At 61.5% G+C, this 14939-nt stretch carries 14 protein-coding genes; 6 read left to right on the forward strand and 8 right to left on the reverse strand.

The genetic code is table 11. From position 1 onward, the window contains the following. The first annotated feature begins 157 nt into the window (after positions 1-157). From lon to cmoB, 4 genes are all read left to right on the forward strand, one after another. On the forward strand, positions 158-2575 hold the full coding sequence (gene lon / locus NJC38_RS20650) for an endopeptidase La (RefSeq protein ID WP_045482509.1): 2418 nt from the start codon (positions 158-160) through the stop codon (positions 2573-2575). A gap of 197 nt (positions 2576-2772) precedes the next feature. Beyond that, on the forward strand, positions 2773-3168 hold the full coding sequence (locus NJC38_RS20655) for a protease inhibitor I42 family protein (RefSeq protein ID WP_045482512.1): 396 nt from the start codon (positions 2773-2775) through the stop codon (positions 3166-3168). A gap of 95 nt (positions 3169-3263) precedes the next feature. After that, entirely contained in the window at positions 3264-4007 is a 744-nt protein-coding gene (gene cmoA, locus NJC38_RS20660; protein WP_253116921.1) for a carboxy-S-adenosyl-L-methionine synthase CmoA, read from the forward strand. Beyond that, complete coding sequence (gene cmoB, locus NJC38_RS20665; protein ID WP_253116922.1) at positions 4004-4963, forward strand: tRNA 5-methoxyuridine(34)/uridine 5-oxyacetic acid(34) synthase CmoB; 960 nt, start codon at positions 4004-4006, stop codon at positions 4961-4963. The genes cmoA and cmoB overlap by 4 nt, the downstream gene beginning before the upstream one ends. 64 nt (positions 4964-5027) lie before the next feature. Here the strand turns inward: cmoB and tadA are convergent, their stop codons facing one another. Beyond that, a complete protein-coding gene (gene tadA, locus NJC38_RS20670) occupies positions 5028-5522 on the reverse strand; it encodes a tRNA adenosine(34) deaminase TadA (RefSeq protein WP_253116923.1) in 495 nt (164 codons plus the stop codon). Next, positions 5522-6895, reverse strand: a complete 1374-nt coding sequence (locus tag NJC38_RS20675; protein WP_045482520.1) for a multicopper oxidase family protein — start codon at positions 6893-6895, stop codon at positions 5522-5524. Before NJC38_RS20675 ends, tadA begins: the two co-directional genes overlap by 1 nt. A gap of 335 nt (positions 6896-7230) precedes the next feature. Between NJC38_RS20675 and NJC38_RS20680 the strand changes: the two genes are divergently transcribed. Further along, positions 7231-7686: a hypothetical protein gene (locus NJC38_RS20680; RefSeq protein ID WP_253116924.1), complete on the forward strand. Its 456-nt coding sequence runs from the start codon at positions 7231-7233 to the stop codon at positions 7684-7686. 94 nt (positions 7687-7780) lie between these two features. Here the strand turns inward: NJC38_RS20680 and NJC38_RS20685 are convergent, their stop codons facing one another. The 6 genes from NJC38_RS20685 to NJC38_RS20710 all read right to left on the reverse strand — a co-directional run bounded on the left by NJC38_RS20685 (position 7781) and on the right by NJC38_RS20710 (position 13454). After that, on the reverse strand, positions 7781-8302 hold the full coding sequence (locus tag NJC38_RS20685; protein ID WP_253116925.1) for a DNA-binding protein: 522 nt from the start codon (positions 8300-8302) through the stop codon (positions 7781-7783). A 2-nt stretch (positions 8303-8304) separates the two neighbouring features. Further along, complete coding sequence (locus NJC38_RS20690) at positions 8305-8565, reverse strand: hypothetical protein (RefSeq protein ID WP_253116926.1); 261 nt, start codon at positions 8563-8565, stop codon at positions 8305-8307. 251 nt (positions 8566-8816) lie between these two features. Beyond that, entirely contained in the window at positions 8817-10394 is a 1578-nt protein-coding gene (gene guaA / locus NJC38_RS20695; protein ID WP_045482526.1) for a glutamine-hydrolyzing GMP synthase, read from the reverse strand. A 105-nt stretch (positions 10395-10499) separates the two neighbouring features. Continuing rightward, positions 10500-11969, reverse strand: a complete 1470-nt coding sequence (gene guaB, locus NJC38_RS20700; RefSeq protein ID WP_045482529.1) for an IMP dehydrogenase — start codon at positions 11967-11969, stop codon at positions 10500-10502. Between the two features lie 97 nt (positions 11970-12066). After that, positions 12067-12615, reverse strand: a complete 549-nt coding sequence (locus NJC38_RS20705; protein WP_045482532.1) for a sugar ABC transporter ATPase — start codon at positions 12613-12615, stop codon at positions 12067-12069. Between the two features lie 65 nt (positions 12616-12680). Then, positions 12681-13454 (reverse strand): sulfite exporter TauE/SafE family protein, encoded by a 774-nt coding sequence (locus tag NJC38_RS20710; protein ID WP_253116927.1) that lies wholly within the window; start codon positions 13452-13454, stop codon positions 12681-12683. Between the two features lie 105 nt (positions 13455-13559). Here NJC38_RS20710 and xseA point away from each other — a divergent pair, with 105 nt between their 5' ends. Next, complete coding sequence (xseA, locus tag NJC38_RS20715) at positions 13560-14939, forward strand: exodeoxyribonuclease VII large subunit (protein WP_253116928.1); 1380 nt, start codon at positions 13560-13562, stop codon at positions 14937-14939.

Consider the following 14939-nt stretch of genomic DNA (forward strand, 5'->3'; position numbering starts at 1 on the left):
ACATCATTTTGATATCAGTCATTCAAATTCGACGAAAGGCGCTCGCCTGCGGCCCTGCACGAGCTTTGCAACACTCTGCCATGCTATCGACCGCAGCCATTGAAACCTGAGACCACTCGCCCCATCTAAGAGCCATGTCCAATTTCGCAGGTGCCCCATGAGCGACCAGCAAAACGCCCCACTTGATTCGTCCGACGACGCCACCGAGCATGAAGTGACGCTCGGTTCAGGCGGCACCTCGCTCGCCCTGCCTGGCCAGAACCTGCCGGACAAGGTCTATATCATTCCGATCCACAACCGTCCGTTCTTCCCGGCGCAGGTTTTGCCGGTGATCGTCAACGAAGAGCCGTGGGCAGAAACCCTGGAACTGGTCAGCAAGTCGGAGCACCACTCGCTGGCGCTGTTTTTCATGGACACGCCGCAGGAAGACCCGCGCCACTTCAATACCAAGGCCCTGCCGGAGTATGGCACGCTGGTGAAAGTTCACCACGCCAGCCGCGAGAATGGTCGTTTGCAGTTCGTTGCCCAGGGTTTGTCGCGGGTGCGAATCAAGACCTGGCTCAAGCACCATCGCCCGCCGTATATGGTCGAGGTCGAGTACCCGCAAGTGCCCAACGAGCCCACCGATGAGGTCAAGGCCTACGGCATGGCGCTGATCAACGCCATTAAAGAGCTGCTGCCGCTCAACCCGCTGTACACCGAGGAGCTGAAAAACTACCTCAACCGCTTCAGTCCCAACGACCCGTCGCCGTTGACCGACTTCGCTGCCGCCCTGACCTCGGCCAGCGGCGTGGACCTGCAAGAGGTGCTCGATTGCGTACCGATGCTCAAGCGGATGGAAAAAGTCCTGCCGATGCTGCGCAAGGAAGTCGAAGTCGCGCGCCTGCAAAAAGAGATCTCGGCCGAGGTCAACCGCAAGATCGGTGAACATCAGCGTCAGTTCTTCCTCAAGGAACAGCTCAAGGTCATCCAGCAGGAACTGGGCCTGAGCAAAGACGACCGCAGCGCTGACATCGAACAGTTCGAACAGCGCCTGGAAGGCAAGGTTCTGCCGACTCAGGCGCGCAAAAAGATCGACGAAGAGCTCAACAAGCTCAAGGTGCTGGAAACCGGCTCGCCGGAATACGCCGTGACCCGCAATTACCTCGACTGGGCCAGTTCGATTCCCTGGGGCGTCACTGGCGTCGACAAACTTGATCTCAAGCATGCCCGCAAGGTTCTTGATCGGCATCACGCAGGCCTGGACGACATCAAGTCGCGGATTCTCGAATTCCTCGCCATCGGTGCCTATAAAGGCGAGATCAATGGCTCGATCGTATTGCTGGTGGGCCCGCCGGGTGTCGGCAAGACCAGCATCGGTCGCTCCATCGCCGAATCCCTGGGCCGACCGTTCTACCGGTTGAGCGTCGGCGGCATGCGCGACGAAGCCGAGATCAAGGGTCATCGCCGCACCTACATTGGCGCCCAGCCCGGCAAGCTGGTGCAGGCGCTGAAGGACGTTGAGGTAATGAACCCGGTCATCATGCTCGACGAGATCGATAAGATGGGCCAGAGCTTCCAGGGCGACCCGGCCTCGGCGCTGCTGGAAACCCTCGACCCGGAACAGAACGTCGAATTTCTCGACCACTATCTGGACTTGCGCCTGGACCTGTCGAAAGTCCTGTTCGTCTGCACCGCCAACACCCTGGATTCGATCCCCGGTCCATTGCTCGACCGGATGGAAGTGATTCGTCTGGCCGGCTATATCACCGAAGAAAAACTGGCCATCGCCAAACGGCACCTATGGCCCAAGCAACTGGACAAGGCCGGCGTGGATAAAGCCAGGCTGTCGATCAGCGACGCCGCCCTGCGCGGTGTGATCGAAGGCTACGCCCGCGAGTCCGGGGTGCGCCAACTGGAGAAACTGCTGGGCAAGCTGGTGCGTAAATCGGTGGTCAGGCTGCTGGACGAGCCAGACGCCGTCATCAAGATCGGCCCCAAGGACCTGGAAGCCCTGCTCGGCATGCCGGTGTTTCGCAGTGAGCAAGTGCTGTCTGGCACCGGTGTGATTACCGGCCTTGCCTGGACCAGCATGGGCGGCGCGACCCTGCCGATCGAAGCGACGCGGATTCACACCCACAATCGCGGTTTCAAGCTCACTGGTCAGTTGGGCGAAGTCATGAAAGAGTCGGCGGAAATCGCCTACAGTTACGTCAGCTCGAATCTGGGCAAGTTTGGCGGCGATGCCAAGTTCTTCGATGAGGCCTTCGTCCACCTGCACGTGCCGGAAGGCGCGACCCCCAAGGACGGCCCGAGTGCGGGCATCACCATGGCCAGCGCGCTGCTGTCGCTGGCACGTAACCAGGCGCCAAAGAAAGGCGTGGCCATGACCGGCGAGTTGACCCTGACCGGCCATGTACTGCCGATTGGCGGTGTGCGCGAGAAGGTTATCGCGGCACGTCGGCAGAAGATCAACGAACTGATCCTGCCCGAGCCGAACCGCGGCAACTTCGAAGAGTTGCCGGCTTACCTCAAGGAAGGCCTGACCGTGCACTTCGCCAAACGCTTCAGTGATGTGGCCAAGGTGTTGTTCTAAACGGCTCGCTGCTCAAGCAGCTCCTACGGAGTGTGGCGACAACCTCATTCTGTAGGAGCGGATTTATCCGCGAAGGCTGCGCGGCTAAAGCGGATCGCGAAAGCGGTCTGGACACCTGCAACACATGTTGTGGTTTCATAGGCCCTTTCGCGACCAAGGTCGCGCCTACTGATCTGTCTTGCCGAAAGGATCTCTCCATGACCCCTGCCCGCCTGCTCGTGCCCCTGAGCCTTGCCCTGCTTGCGGCCTGTGCGCAAAAGCCTGCCAATGTCGTCTCGCTGGACGATGCCGATGACTGCCCGCTGACCCTCAGCACTGGCCAGACCCTGATCCTGTCCCTGCCCAGCAACCCTACCACCGGCTACCGCTGGCAGGTCCGCGATGCTGCCCCCGGAGTGCTGCGCAGCCTGGGCCCGGAGGTGTACAACGCTGACCAGAGCAAAGAGCTGGTCGTTGGCAACGGCGGTCAATCGGTGTGGCGCTTCAAGGCCGACAGTGCCGGCACCGGCAACCTGTCACTGACCTACCAGCAAGCCTGGGATGCCGACAGCGCGCCGCAGGAACGCTTCGAGTGCGTAATCAGGGTTCATTGACCCGGCGTCCTGTCCGCTAACAGGTAGAGGGCCATGCATCGGCGCAACAAACTGGCTAAAATGCGCGCCCTTGCTTAGCTTGCGCCGGAACCGCCGTGACCCAGGAACCTGATCGCCTCTTCTCCCAGCCCCTGTCCCAGGTGCCTGACTTCGCCTTCAATGAAGACGTGGTGCGGGTGTTCCCGGACATGATCAAGCGCTCGGTGCCGGGTTACCCGGCCATTGTCGAGAATCTCGGCGTACTCGCTGCCCACTTCGCCAAAGCCGATACCGTGCTTTACGACCTCGGCTGCTCGCTGGGTGCAGTGACCCAGGCGCTGCGTCGCCATGTGCGTCAGGACGGCTGCCAGGTGATCGCCGTCGACAACTCCTCGGCCATGGTCGAGCGCTGCCGCGAATACCTCAAGGCGCAAGACTCGATGTTCCAGGAACTGCTGCCGGTGGAGGTTCGCGAAGCCGATATCCTCGAACTGCCCTGGCAGCCGGCCTCGGTGGTGGCGCTGAACTTCACCCTGCAGTTCATTGCCCCCGCGCAACGTCTGGAACTGCTCAGCCGTATCCGCCAGACCCTGGTGCCCGGCGGCGCGCTGATCCTCTCGGAAAAACTGCGCTTTGCCGATGCCGACGAGCACGCCCTGCTCACCGAACTGCACATCGACTTCAAACGCGCCAACGGCTACAGCGACCTGGAAATTGCCCAGAAGCGCAGCGCCATCGAACACGTGATGAAACCCGACAGCCTTGAAGAACACCGCCAGCGCCTGCGCGAAGCCGGGTTTTCCAAAGTCGTGCCGTGGTTTCAGTGCATTAACTTCGCCTCATTGATTGCCCTGCCATGATCGATCTCGCTCCACTGGTCCGCCGCCTGGCGGGCACGCCTCTGGCCAACTGGGCCAACGGCCTGCAAGCTCAACTCGATGCCAAACTGGAAAAAGGCCATGGCGACCTGGCGCGCTGGCGCAGTGCACTGGATGCGTTGCCGCCCGTGCAGCCCGGCCGGGTTGAACTGCTCGATACGTTCAGCCTGCAGGCCGAACTCGACGAGGCCACCCGCGCTCAGTTGCACGCCGCCCTGATGGGCCTGTCGCCTTGGCGCAAAGGTCCGTTCGATGTATTCGGTGTGCATGTCGACACCGAATGGCGCTCGGACTGGAAATGGACCCGCGTCGCGCCGCATCTGGACCTCAACGGCAAGCGTGTGCTGGATGTCGGTTGCGGCAACGGCTATTACCAGTGGCGCATGCTCGGCGCCGGTGCCGACAGCGTGATTGGTGTCGACCCGAACTGGCTGTTCTTCTGCCAGTTCCAGGCCATGCAACGCTACATGCCGCAGCTGCCGGCCTGGCACTTGCCGTTCGCGCTGGAAGACCTGCCAGAGAAGCTCGAAGGCTTCGACACGGTGTTTTCCATGGGCGTGCTGTATCACCGCAAATCGCCCATCGACCACCTGTTGGCGCTCAAAGACTGCCTGCTCAAAGGCGGTGAACTGGTACTGGAAACCCTGGTGGTGCCTGGCGATGTACAGCAAGTGCTGGTGCCGGAAGACCGTTATGCGCAAATGCGCAACGTCTGGTTCCTGCCGTCGGTCCCGGCCCTGGAGCTGTGGATGCGCCGTGCCGGCTTCACCGAGGTGCGCTGTGTGGATGTGAGTACCACCAGTGTTCAGGAGCAGCGCAGCACCGACTGGATGCGCTACCAGTCACTGGAGCATTTCCTTGACCCCGACGATCACAGCCGCACCGTCGAGGGCCTGCCGGCACCGATGCGTGCAGTGATTATTGGCCGCAAGCCCTGAGCGCGACAAACACGGGGTCTTGTAGGAGCCGCTTTAGCGGCGAAGCTTTAGCGGCCGGCCGCTCTTACCCTTGCGCCTTGCTCGCTGCCCGGCGCATGCGGAAAAACTCGCTGAGCATCGCCCCGCACGCTTCGCCCAGCACGCCGCCTTCATACAGCACCCGGTGGTTGAGAAACCCTTGGGTAAAGAACTGCCCCTGGCTCTGCACCACCCCGGCCTTGGGCTCCAGCGCGCCATACACCACCCGACCGATGCGCGAATGCACGATCAAGCCGGCGCACATGCTGCACGGTTCCAGGGTTACATACAGCGTGCTGCCCGGTAGCCGGTAATTGCTCAGCGCCTGGGCTGCATCGCGGATGGCGACCATCTCGGCATGGGCGCTGGGGTCATTGCCGCTGATCGGGCAATTGTAGCCACGGCCCACCACCTGACCATCGACCACCACCACCGCGCCCACCGGTACTTCTCCCAAGGCCGCGCCCTGAGCTGCCAGTTCAAGCGCCTCACGCATGAAATCCTGATCGCGGCTACGGTCGATGATCAGCGGCTGACGCATCACGACACCTCGATGGCGGCCATCAGGCCGGTTTCCATGTGATCGATCACATGGCAGTGGAACATCCATACCCCCGGATTATCCGCCACCAGCGCCACCCAGGCGCGCTCGTTGCGGCCCAGCAGGAAGGTGTCAGTGAAATACGGAATGATCTGGCGCCGGTCGGATTTGAGCACCTTGAAACTCATGCCGTGCAAGTGAATCGGGTGCTGATACTGGGCCATGTTCTTCAGCTCGAAGATATAGCTTTTGCCCAACTGCAATTTGGCAATCGGCCGGTCGGCGCAGGTCTTGTCGGTGATGTCCCAGGCCTGGCCGTTGATCTGCCACAGGCTCGGCGGCTTGCCATCATCGGTGCCGGTAGACACCGCACCGGCCCACTCGAAGTTGAAATTGATGGTCTCGGCGTTGTCCAGGTCTGGCTCCGGCAAAGGATTGGCCGGCAACGCAGGCGGCCAGTCCCCCGGCGCCCCTTCCGCCGCCACCGAACGCAGCGTGCCCAGGCGCACCGGACCATTGCGCAACGACAGCGCCTCGCCAGCCGGCGGCGCCTTGATCGCCAGACACAGGCGCATGCCCGGCCCCAGCCAGTACTCCTTGCCCAACGGCCGTGGCGCTACCGGGTTGCCATCAATGGCATAAATCCGCGCCTCGGCATCCGGCAGGTTGATGCGGTAAGTCACGGTGTTATCGAGGTTGAGCAACCGCACACGAGTGATCTGCCCGGCCGGCAGGTCGATCACCCCCAGATGAGTACCATTGATGGTCGACAGCCGCCCGGCAGTGCCTTCGCGCGCGGCTTCACGCAGCACGCTGAACTCAGTAAATGCACCGGTCTCGTCCACATGCCAGTTCTTCAGGCTCAGCGTGCGCTCATGGGCAAACCCGGTAGGTTCACGTTCTTCGACGATCAATGGCCCGACCAGACCGCGGCCCAACTCTTCGCTGCTGCTGACGTGCGGGTGATACCAGAAGCTGCCGGCATCCAGCACCCGGAACTTGTAGTCGAAGTATTCGCCCGGTTTGACCGGCAGTTGCGACACATAGGGCACGCCGTCCATCTCCAGCGGCACCCGGATGCCGTGCCAGTGAATGGTGGTTTCCACTGACAGCTGGTTGATGAAACGCAGACGCAGCCACTCGCCCTGGCGAACCCGCAACTCGGTGCCCGGCACCGACCCGCCAAACGCCCAGGCCGGGGTTTTGTGACCCGGCACCAGCTCGACATCCAAGGGCGCCGCGATCAGCTCAAAGTCATGCCCTTCTCCCGGCCCACGCTGAGCCAGCCAATAACGCGCAGCCCCGCCCGCGCCCATACCGACCACAGCAAGACCGGCGATACCTCCGAGAATTTGACGACGGGTAAAGGACATGACAACGGACACCTTGAAAACGACTGCGACAGGCATCTGCGGGCAGATGCGAAGGGGTCAATACGATACACGTGCGAATGGGAATGTGTAAGTTGGCTGATGGTCGCTGGGGGCAGGCTGATCTGGTTTTATAGACGAATCGGGACTGGGGTCAGGTGCCGATAGGGCGTTGCGGGCTTTATCGGGCAGCCTGCGCAGTCAGAGCCAAGACTACTGACTCCGCAAGTGGAACCGACAGAGTGTTGTGGTGGTCTTCAACTGTGCTCCCAAGCACGGCCTTTTCTTACATGGGAGTAGCCCGCAACGTTGAGGTATTTTTCCATAGGAGGTTTCGCGTGCTCAGGAAGTCAAGTCTTGTCGTACTCGCCCTGTCTGCCGTTGCCGTTTCGGCGCAGGCCCAGTCTGATCGTCAAGTGGTCGAGGATATGGTCACTCGCTCGGCCAATGTCTGCCCGGGCCACAGCACCGAGCGCACCACGCCCACGGTGAAAGCGGTGCCCGTCGGCGCGTTGCGGGTCATGCTGGATCGCGGTTTGGTCATGTGTCCCGACCGGCGCCTGGATACCGACGCACCGGCGGTGTTCTACGGCAGAGTTGGGGTCTTCGGATGGAACCCGGAAGTACCTGCCAGTTCGGAGGTGATCGTCAAGCAGATCGACGTCATGACCCGCAAGGACGAGTACCCATCAGACACCCTGGTTTGGGATGCCAAGGGCACGCCACTGGAGCAGCGCACTGTGCCCGCCTTCGAAGCCAAGCCAGGGGCTGCTGTGCTGTACAAGATACGCTAAGCCCCGTGTTCGAGGATCAGCCCGGACATTAACGGGCTGGTGTCCGACTCGGCGCTGTATGGATTGCTCGCACAGGACTGAGTAACGATCTGGCTCAATCAGCCAAAGCCTGCAACTGTGGCGTCAGAGGCTGCGGCAGGCGGCGCTGCTCACGCAGGATGTTGACCTGCATGGCCGCTTGGGCCACATCCCGCACACTCTGAGCCAGCGTATAGTCTCGTCCCTGCAACCAACCGAGAATATCCGCCAGATGCCAAAGCGAAGTACTGCCTTCGTGTACCGGCAAAGGAAAGCTGCCCGGATGCCCCAGCATCAGCTTGCGCATGTTTTGCCGTGAAACACCGGCGATTTCAGCCATATCGCTCAGGCCCACCAGATCAGGTGCGACCTCAATCAGTCGAGCTTGTGGCAAGGCGCGATGAACGTCGGCCAGCGCACTGTGCAATGCTGCCTCGGCACTGACCGCCTCGCGGGTGAACTCAAGGGCAATACGGCCGGGGAGACCGATGCCCACCAGCGCGTCGTCACAACCTGCTTCGCCCAAACGTTCGACAACCAAGGCGGTGTCATTTTCGCCTTCGCCCAACTGGTACTTCAGGGTAAAGATGTAATCCATGTTCATTCCTCGCTTGAATCCTTGCGCAGCTTGCTGCAGTTATCCACCACCCTGCGCAACGCCCGGCCGTGATTCACCGGGTTTCTTGGTGTGCTCCACACGCTGGTAATACAGAACTCACCACAGCGACACGCCTTGTCGTTGTAGGGACAATAAATCCTGCCCCAAGCGTGATGCCCGCCGATTTCTACACGCCAGCCGCAAGCCTCTGCATGCCTCAGCGCTTCCTCGATTTCCTTGCGTGGATGAGAGGGACGAGCCATTAACGGCCTCCAGTATCGTGACGACGGACAAGGTTGTCAAATGACAACGAAGAACTTTTCATATCCTCTTCTACTGCGCAGAAGATAGATATGGGTGCTCACGATAAGGCAAGCCGGCACAGCATGCTCAAGCGGTTCTCAAGAAAAGAAATCTGATCGTCAGCAAAAATTTCAGGCAGCCAGAAACAGACAGGCCCGCATCAATGCGGGCCTGTCTGTTCACTGCATGTACGGACGAGCCGGACGCGGGATCATTCCCACTCAATCGTGGCCGGCGGCTTGCTCGACACGTCGTAGGTCACGCGGGAAATACCGTCGATCTCGTTGATGATTCGCCCGCTGACGGTTTCCAGCAGTTCGTAAGGCAGGTGTGCCCAACGTGCGGTCATGAAGTCGATGGTTTCTACTGCGCGCAGGGCCACGACCCAGGCGTAACGGCGGCCGTCGCCGACCACGCCAACCGATTTGACCGGCTGGAACACGACGAAGGCCTGGCTGACTTTGTGGTACCAGTCGGCCTTGCGCAGTTCTTCGATGAAGATGTGGTCAGCGCGACGCAGCAGGTCGGCGTATTCCTTCTTCACTTCACCGAGGATGCGTACGCCCAGGCCCGGACCCGGGAACGGGTGACGGTAGACCATGTCGTACGGCAGGCCCAGTTCCAGACCCAGACGGCGGACTTCGTCCTTGAACAGTTCGCGCAGCGGCTCGACCAGTTTGAGGTTCATTTCCTCAGGCAGGCCACCGACGTTGTGGTGCGACTTGATCACGTGAGCCTTGCCGCTCTTGGCGCCAGCCGACTCGATGACGTCGGGGTAGATGGTGCCCTGGGCCAGGAACTTGATGTTGTGCAGTTTGGCAGACTCGGCATCGAACACGTCGATGAAGGTGCGGCCGATGATCTTGCGCTTTTTCTCCGGGTCCGCTTCGCCGGCCAGGTTGTTCAGGAACTGCTCTTCGGCGTTGGCGCGGATCACTTTGACGCCCATGTTTTCGGCAAACATGGCCATCACTTGCTCGCCTTCGTGCAAGCGCAGCAGGCCGTTGTCGACGAATACGCAGGTCAACTGATCGCCGATGGCCTTGTGCAGCAGGGCCGCGACCACGGAGGAGTCAACACCGCCAGACAGGCCCAGCAGGACGTTGTCGGTGCCAACCTGGGCGCGAATGGTGGCGATGGCGTCTTCAACGATGTTCGATGCCGTCCACAGCGCTTCACAGCCGCAAATGTCGAGGATGAAGCGCGACAGGATGCGACCGCCCTGCTTGGTGTGGGTCACTTCCGGGTGGAACTGCACGCCGTAGTAGCCACGGGTGTCGTCGGCCATGCCGGCGATCGGGCAGCTCGGGGTGCTGGCCAGCACGTGGAAACCAGCCGGGATTTCGGTGACCTTGTCGCCGTGGCTCATCCACACGTCCAGACCCAGCACGCCGTCGGCGTCTACGTGGTCTTCGATGCCGTCGAGCAGGCGCGCCTTGCCGACCACGTCGACACGGGCGTAACCGAATTCACGCAGGTCGGAACCTTCGACACGACCGCCCAGTTGCTCGGCCATGGTCTGCATACCGTAGCAGATGCCCAGCAGCGGCACGTTGAGGTCGAACACCGCTTGCGGGGCACGCGGGCTGTTGGCCTCGTGGACCGACTCCGGGCCGCCGGCCAGGATGATGCCGTTCGGTGCGAATTCGCGAATCGCCGCGTCGTCCATGTCGAACGGATGCAGTTCGCAGTACACGCCGATTTCACGCACGCGGCGGGCAATCAGTTGGGTGTACTGGGAACCGAAGTCGAGGATCAGGATACGGTGGGCGTGAATGTCGAGGGCCATGGCTCATTCTCGTCAAAAAACAGAAACGACACGGGGCTGCGAAAACAGCCCCGGCTACAAAATTCGCTAGGCGGCAACGCAGCACTGGCCACGTTGCCTGCCCGATCAACCAACGCGGTAGTTAGGCGCTTCTTTGGTGATCTGTACGTCATGCACGTGGGACTCGGCCATGCCGGCACCGGTGATGCGGACGAACTCAGGCTTGGTGCGCATTTCTTCAATGTTGGCGCTGCCGGTGTAGCCCATCGAGGAACGCAGGCCGCCCATCAACTGATGGATGATGGCTGCCAGCGAACCTTTGTAGGCCACACGGCCTTCGATGCCTTCCGGAACCAGTTTCTCGGCACCGGCCGAGGAATCCTGGAAGTAACGGTCCGAAGAACCCTGGGCCTGGGACATGGCGCCCAGCGAGCCCATGCCACGGTAGGCCTTGTAGGAGCGGCCCTGGAACAGCTCGATCTCGCCAGGCGCTTCTTCAGTCCCTGCGAACATCGAACCCATCATCACGGCAGAGGCGCCGGCCACGATGGCCTTGGACAGGTCACCGGAGAAACGGATGCCGCCGTCGGCGATCAGTGGCACGCCAGTGCCTTCCAGCGCTTCGGCAACGTTGGCAATGGCGCTGATTTGCGGCACGCCGACACCAGCCACGATACGGGTGGTGCAGATCGAGCCCGGGCCGATACCGACCTTGACCGCGTCAGCGCCGGCGGCGACCAGCGCCTTGGCGGCAGCGCCAGTGGCGATGTTGCCACCGATGACCTGCACCTGCGGGTAGTTTTCCTTGACCCAGCGTACGCGGTCGATCACGCCTTTGGAGTGACCATGGGCGGTGTCGACGACAACCACGTCAACGCCTGCCGCCACCAGCGCGGCTACGCGCTCGCCGGTGTCTTTGCCGGTGCCGACTGCCGCGCCAACGCGCAGACGACCCTGGTCGTCCTTGCTGGCCAGCGGGTAGGCTTTGGCTTTTTCGATGTCCTTGACGGTCATCATGCCCTTGAGGGCGAACTTGCCGTCGACGATCAGGACTTTTTCAAGACGGTGCTTGTGCAGCAGCTCACGCACTTCGTTCTTGTCAGCGCCTTCACGCACGGTGACCAGACGCTCTTTGGGCGTCATGACTTCACGCACCGGGATGTCCAGACGGGTTTCGAAACGCACGTCGCGGGAGGTGACGATACCGACCAGGTCGCCGTTGTGCAGCACCGGCACACCGGAGATGTTGTGCTGGCGGGTCAGGTCGAACAGATCGCGCACAGTGGCGTCGGCCTCGATGGTGATCGGGTCCTTGACTACACCGGCTTCGAATTTCTTGACCTTGCGCACTTCAGCAGCCTGCTGGTCAATGGTCATGTTCTTGTGGATGATGCCGATACCGCCTTCCTGAGCCATGGCGATGGCCAGACGTGCTTCAGTGACGGTGTCCATGGCTGCGGAGACCAACGGAATATTCAGCTCGATGCCACGGGTCAAACGGGTCTTGAGACTGACTTCGTTGGGCAGTACCTCGGAATAACCGGGTACAAGGAGAATGTCGTCAAAGGTTAGGGCTTCTTGACTGATACGCAGCATCGCGGGGGCTCCCGAGCGGGAAAATTGGAAGCGCGCCATTATACCTGTACACACAAGCAGGCTCAATGCAAAAACTTGGCCTGTTTTACGATCGGTATTACAAACGCACCTTCACCCAAGCCACCTTGCGGTCCAGCCGTGCAGCAAAGTCATCGAGAAAGCTTTGCTTGAAGCCGGCGGCCAGCCAGTTGTTGAAGATAAAGCCCAGATTGGAAAAGCCGCAGGGGTCAAGAAACAGAAAGCCATTGATGTCGTCTTCATGACCACACAGCGGGCAGGTGAAGTTGTCGGTATGCCCCGGCATCCAGTCTTCCAGGCTTTCGAACAGCGCTTCGCCGACCTCCTGGCGGCACTCGGCGCAGCCGGCTTCTTCGGCAAACCCGTCCAGCGGTGTATAGATGCAGCGCTTGGTAACGATCTCCAGACCGTTGACCGGCTCGCCGAACGGCAATGCATCGGGATTGTCCACCACGTTGCGCGCCCCGGCGGCAATGGCATAGGCCATGCGGTTACCGGTGCGCCCACAGGTGCTCAGTTCTGGCTCGACCACGTTCAGCTTGACCAGCCAGCGCAGTGCCTGGCGGGCCTTGAGCTCGTGCAGCGGAAAGCTGGAGATTTGCGGGACGATGATGCTCTGGCTGTTCATGGCACGCGGTCACTCAAGATCAATCGGGGGCGGCAGCTTAATCGCCCGTCGCAGCAGGTCAAGCATCAGCCGCTGAAGTAACGCACCAGCAAGGCAATGCCACTGATCAACACCAGCCAGGTAATCAGCCTGACAAATGCCTCACGCGACAGCTTCATGGTAATCCCGCGCCCGATCCACGAGCCGATCAACATGGCCGGCAGCAGACAAACGGCCAGCACCAGCAGCGATAGTTCGGCATAGACCCCGGCGATCACGAATAAGCCCAGGCGCACGACGGTACTGCAACTGATCAAGGCCCCCTGAGTCGCACGGGCCTGCTCCTTGGAGGTCAGCCGAGCATTGAGGTAGATGGCATAAAGAAAACCGCCACTGCCGAACAACGCCCCGAACAACCCGCCCACCGTGCCCATCGGCACCGCCCAGCCAGCCGCCAATTGCGTGGGCCGCACCTTGACCATCAGGCTGTACAGCGCATAAGCGGTCACGAACAGCCCCATCAACAACAGCAGCACGTCGGATTTGAGGTTGAGCAGAAACAGCACGCCCAGCGTGCAGCCCACCGCCATGCATGGCAGCAAGCGCAGCAGTTCACCCTTGACCACTGACCGTCGGGCTGGCAGCAGGTTGCCCAAGGCGGCGATGAAATCCAGCACGACCAATAGCGGAATGATCCGCGACAGCGGCATGAAGTGAATCAGCACCGGACCTGCCACCAGCGCCGTGCCAAACCCGGCGATACCGAACACGACGTAGGCCCCTACCACCGTCAGTTCGATGCACAGCCAGCCCAGCGGCGTCAGGCCCACGACAGAGAACCACTCGATTACTTGCTCCATCACCGCATGAAACTCCCTGTTACGTCTTATTCTTTTCTATATAACGTCACCCGCCCGGAAACCGCCAGTGGTGGTTAGCAGGCAAATCGCTTTATGATGCCAACCATGATCAAAGACCCTTTTGCAAGACTCGGCCTGGACCGGGAAGTCCTTACTGTCAGCCAGCTCAACGGCCGCGCCCGGGTATTGCTCGAAGACGTGTTCACTGGCATCTGGGTCGAAGGCGAGATTTCCAACCTCTCGCGCCCGGCCTCGGGCCATGTCTACTTCACCCTCAAGGATTCCAGCGCTCAAGTCCGTTGCGCGCTGTTTCGCCAGAATGCCGCACGGGTCCGCCAGGCGCTGAAAGACGGCCTGCAGGTCAAAGTGCGCGGCAAGGTCTCCTTATATGAAGGCCGCGGCGACTATCAGCTGATTCTCGACACCGTAGAGCCAGCCGGGGACGGGGCATTGCGCCTGGCGTTCGAAGCGCTGAAAAACAAGCTGGACGAAGAAGGCTTGTTCAGCACCGACCGCAAGCGCGCCCTGCCCCAGCATCCCCAGCGCATTGGCATCATCACCTCGCCCACCGGCGCGGTGATCCGCGACATTATCAGTGTGTTCCGCCGCAGGGCGCCGCAGGTCGAGCTGATCCTGGTCCCGACCGCCGTGCAGGGTCGCGAGGCCATCGGGCAGATCGTCCGCGCCTTGCAACTGGCCGACCGTGGCGGCTTCGACGCCTTGATCCTGGCCCGTGGCGGCGGCTCGCTGGAAGACCTCTGGTGCTTCAACGAAGAACCGGTGGCGCGAGCGATTGCTGCCTGTGTCACGCCGATTGTCAGCGCCGTGGGTCACGAGACCGATGTGTCGATCAGCGACTTTGTCGCAGACGTGCGCGCACCAACGCCATCGGCTGCCGCCGAACTGCTGGCCCCGGACTCCAGCGACTTGCTGCGCCGGGTCGAAAACCTGCAACGCCGCCTGCTCAGCCGCATGCGGGAAAAACTGATGCGTGAGCAGCTCAAACTTGATGGGCTGTCACGCCGCCTGCGCCACCCCGGCGAGCGCCTGCGCCAACAGGCGCAACGCCTCGACGAGCTGGACATGCGCATGCGCCGCGCCTTTGAGCAGCACATGCACAAGCAGCAATTGCAGGTCGCGCACCTGCAAAGCCGGCTGGCCGCGCAGCACCCCGGACGCACACTGGGCTTTCTGCGCCAGCGCCTCGATAGCCTGGCCGAGCGCCTGCCACGGGCGATACGTGAACAGATCAAAACCCGTCGACTGCAGTTGCAAAGCCAGGTGCAGACCCTGCAGGTGGTCAGCCCGCTGGCAACCCTGGGGCGCGGCTACAGCATCCTGCTCGACGAGCGCGGCCAGGCGATTCGCAAAGCCGACCAGACCCACACCGGCCAGCGCCTCACCGCACGACTGAGCGAGGGCGAACTGCAAGTGCGTGTCGAAGACAACCACCTCACGCCCGTAACCCTTTCCCTTCTGGACTGA

This window comes from Pseudomonas sp. 21LCFQ010, from assembly GCF_024129905.1.
Taxonomy (GTDB): domain Bacteria; phylum Pseudomonadota; class Gammaproteobacteria; order Pseudomonadales; family Pseudomonadaceae; genus Aquipseudomonas.

Bases quoted from the DNA above. Each gene is read 5' to 3' on its own strand.
- xseA (WP_253116928.1), top strand. From the start codon at position 13,560: ATGATCAAAGACCCTTTTGCAAGACTCGGCCTGGACCGGGAAGTCCTT.
- NJC38_RS20705 (WP_045482532.1), bottom strand. From the start codon at position 12,615: ATGAACAGCCAGAGCATCATCGTCCCGCAAATCTCCAGCTTTCCGCTG.
- tadA (WP_253116923.1), bottom strand. From the start codon at position 5,522: ATGCGTCAGCCGCTGATCATCGACCGTAGCCGCGATCAGGATTTCATG.
- lon (WP_045482509.1), top strand. From the start codon at position 158: ATGAGCGACCAGCAAAACGCCCCACTTGATTCGTCCGACGACGCCACC.
- NJC38_RS20690 (WP_253116926.1), bottom strand. From the start codon at position 8,565: ATGGCTCGTCCCTCTCATCCACGCAAGGAAATCGAGGAAGCGCTGAGG.
- NJC38_RS20655 (WP_045482512.1), top strand. From the start codon at position 2,773: ATGACCCCTGCCCGCCTGCTCGTGCCCCTGAGCCTTGCCCTGCTTGCG.
- NJC38_RS20675 (WP_045482520.1), bottom strand. From the start codon at position 6,895: ATGTCCTTTACCCGTCGTCAAATTCTCGGAGGTATCGCCGGTCTTGCT.
- guaA (WP_045482526.1), bottom strand. From the start codon at position 10,394: ATGGCCCTCGACATTCACGCCCACCGTATCCTGATCCTCGACTTCGGT.
- cmoB (WP_253116922.1), top strand. From the start codon at position 4,004: ATGATCGATCTCGCTCCACTGGTCCGCCGCCTGGCGGGCACGCCTCTG.
- guaB (WP_045482529.1), bottom strand. From the start codon at position 11,969: ATGCTGCGTATCAGTCAAGAAGCCCTAACCTTTGACGACATTCTCCTT.
- NJC38_RS20685 (WP_253116925.1), bottom strand. From the start codon at position 8,302: ATGGATTACATCTTTACCCTGAAGTACCAGTTGGGCGAAGGCGAAAAT.
- NJC38_RS20710 (WP_253116927.1), bottom strand. From the start codon at position 13,454: ATGGAGCAAGTAATCGAGTGGTTCTCTGTCGTGGGCCTGACGCCGCTG.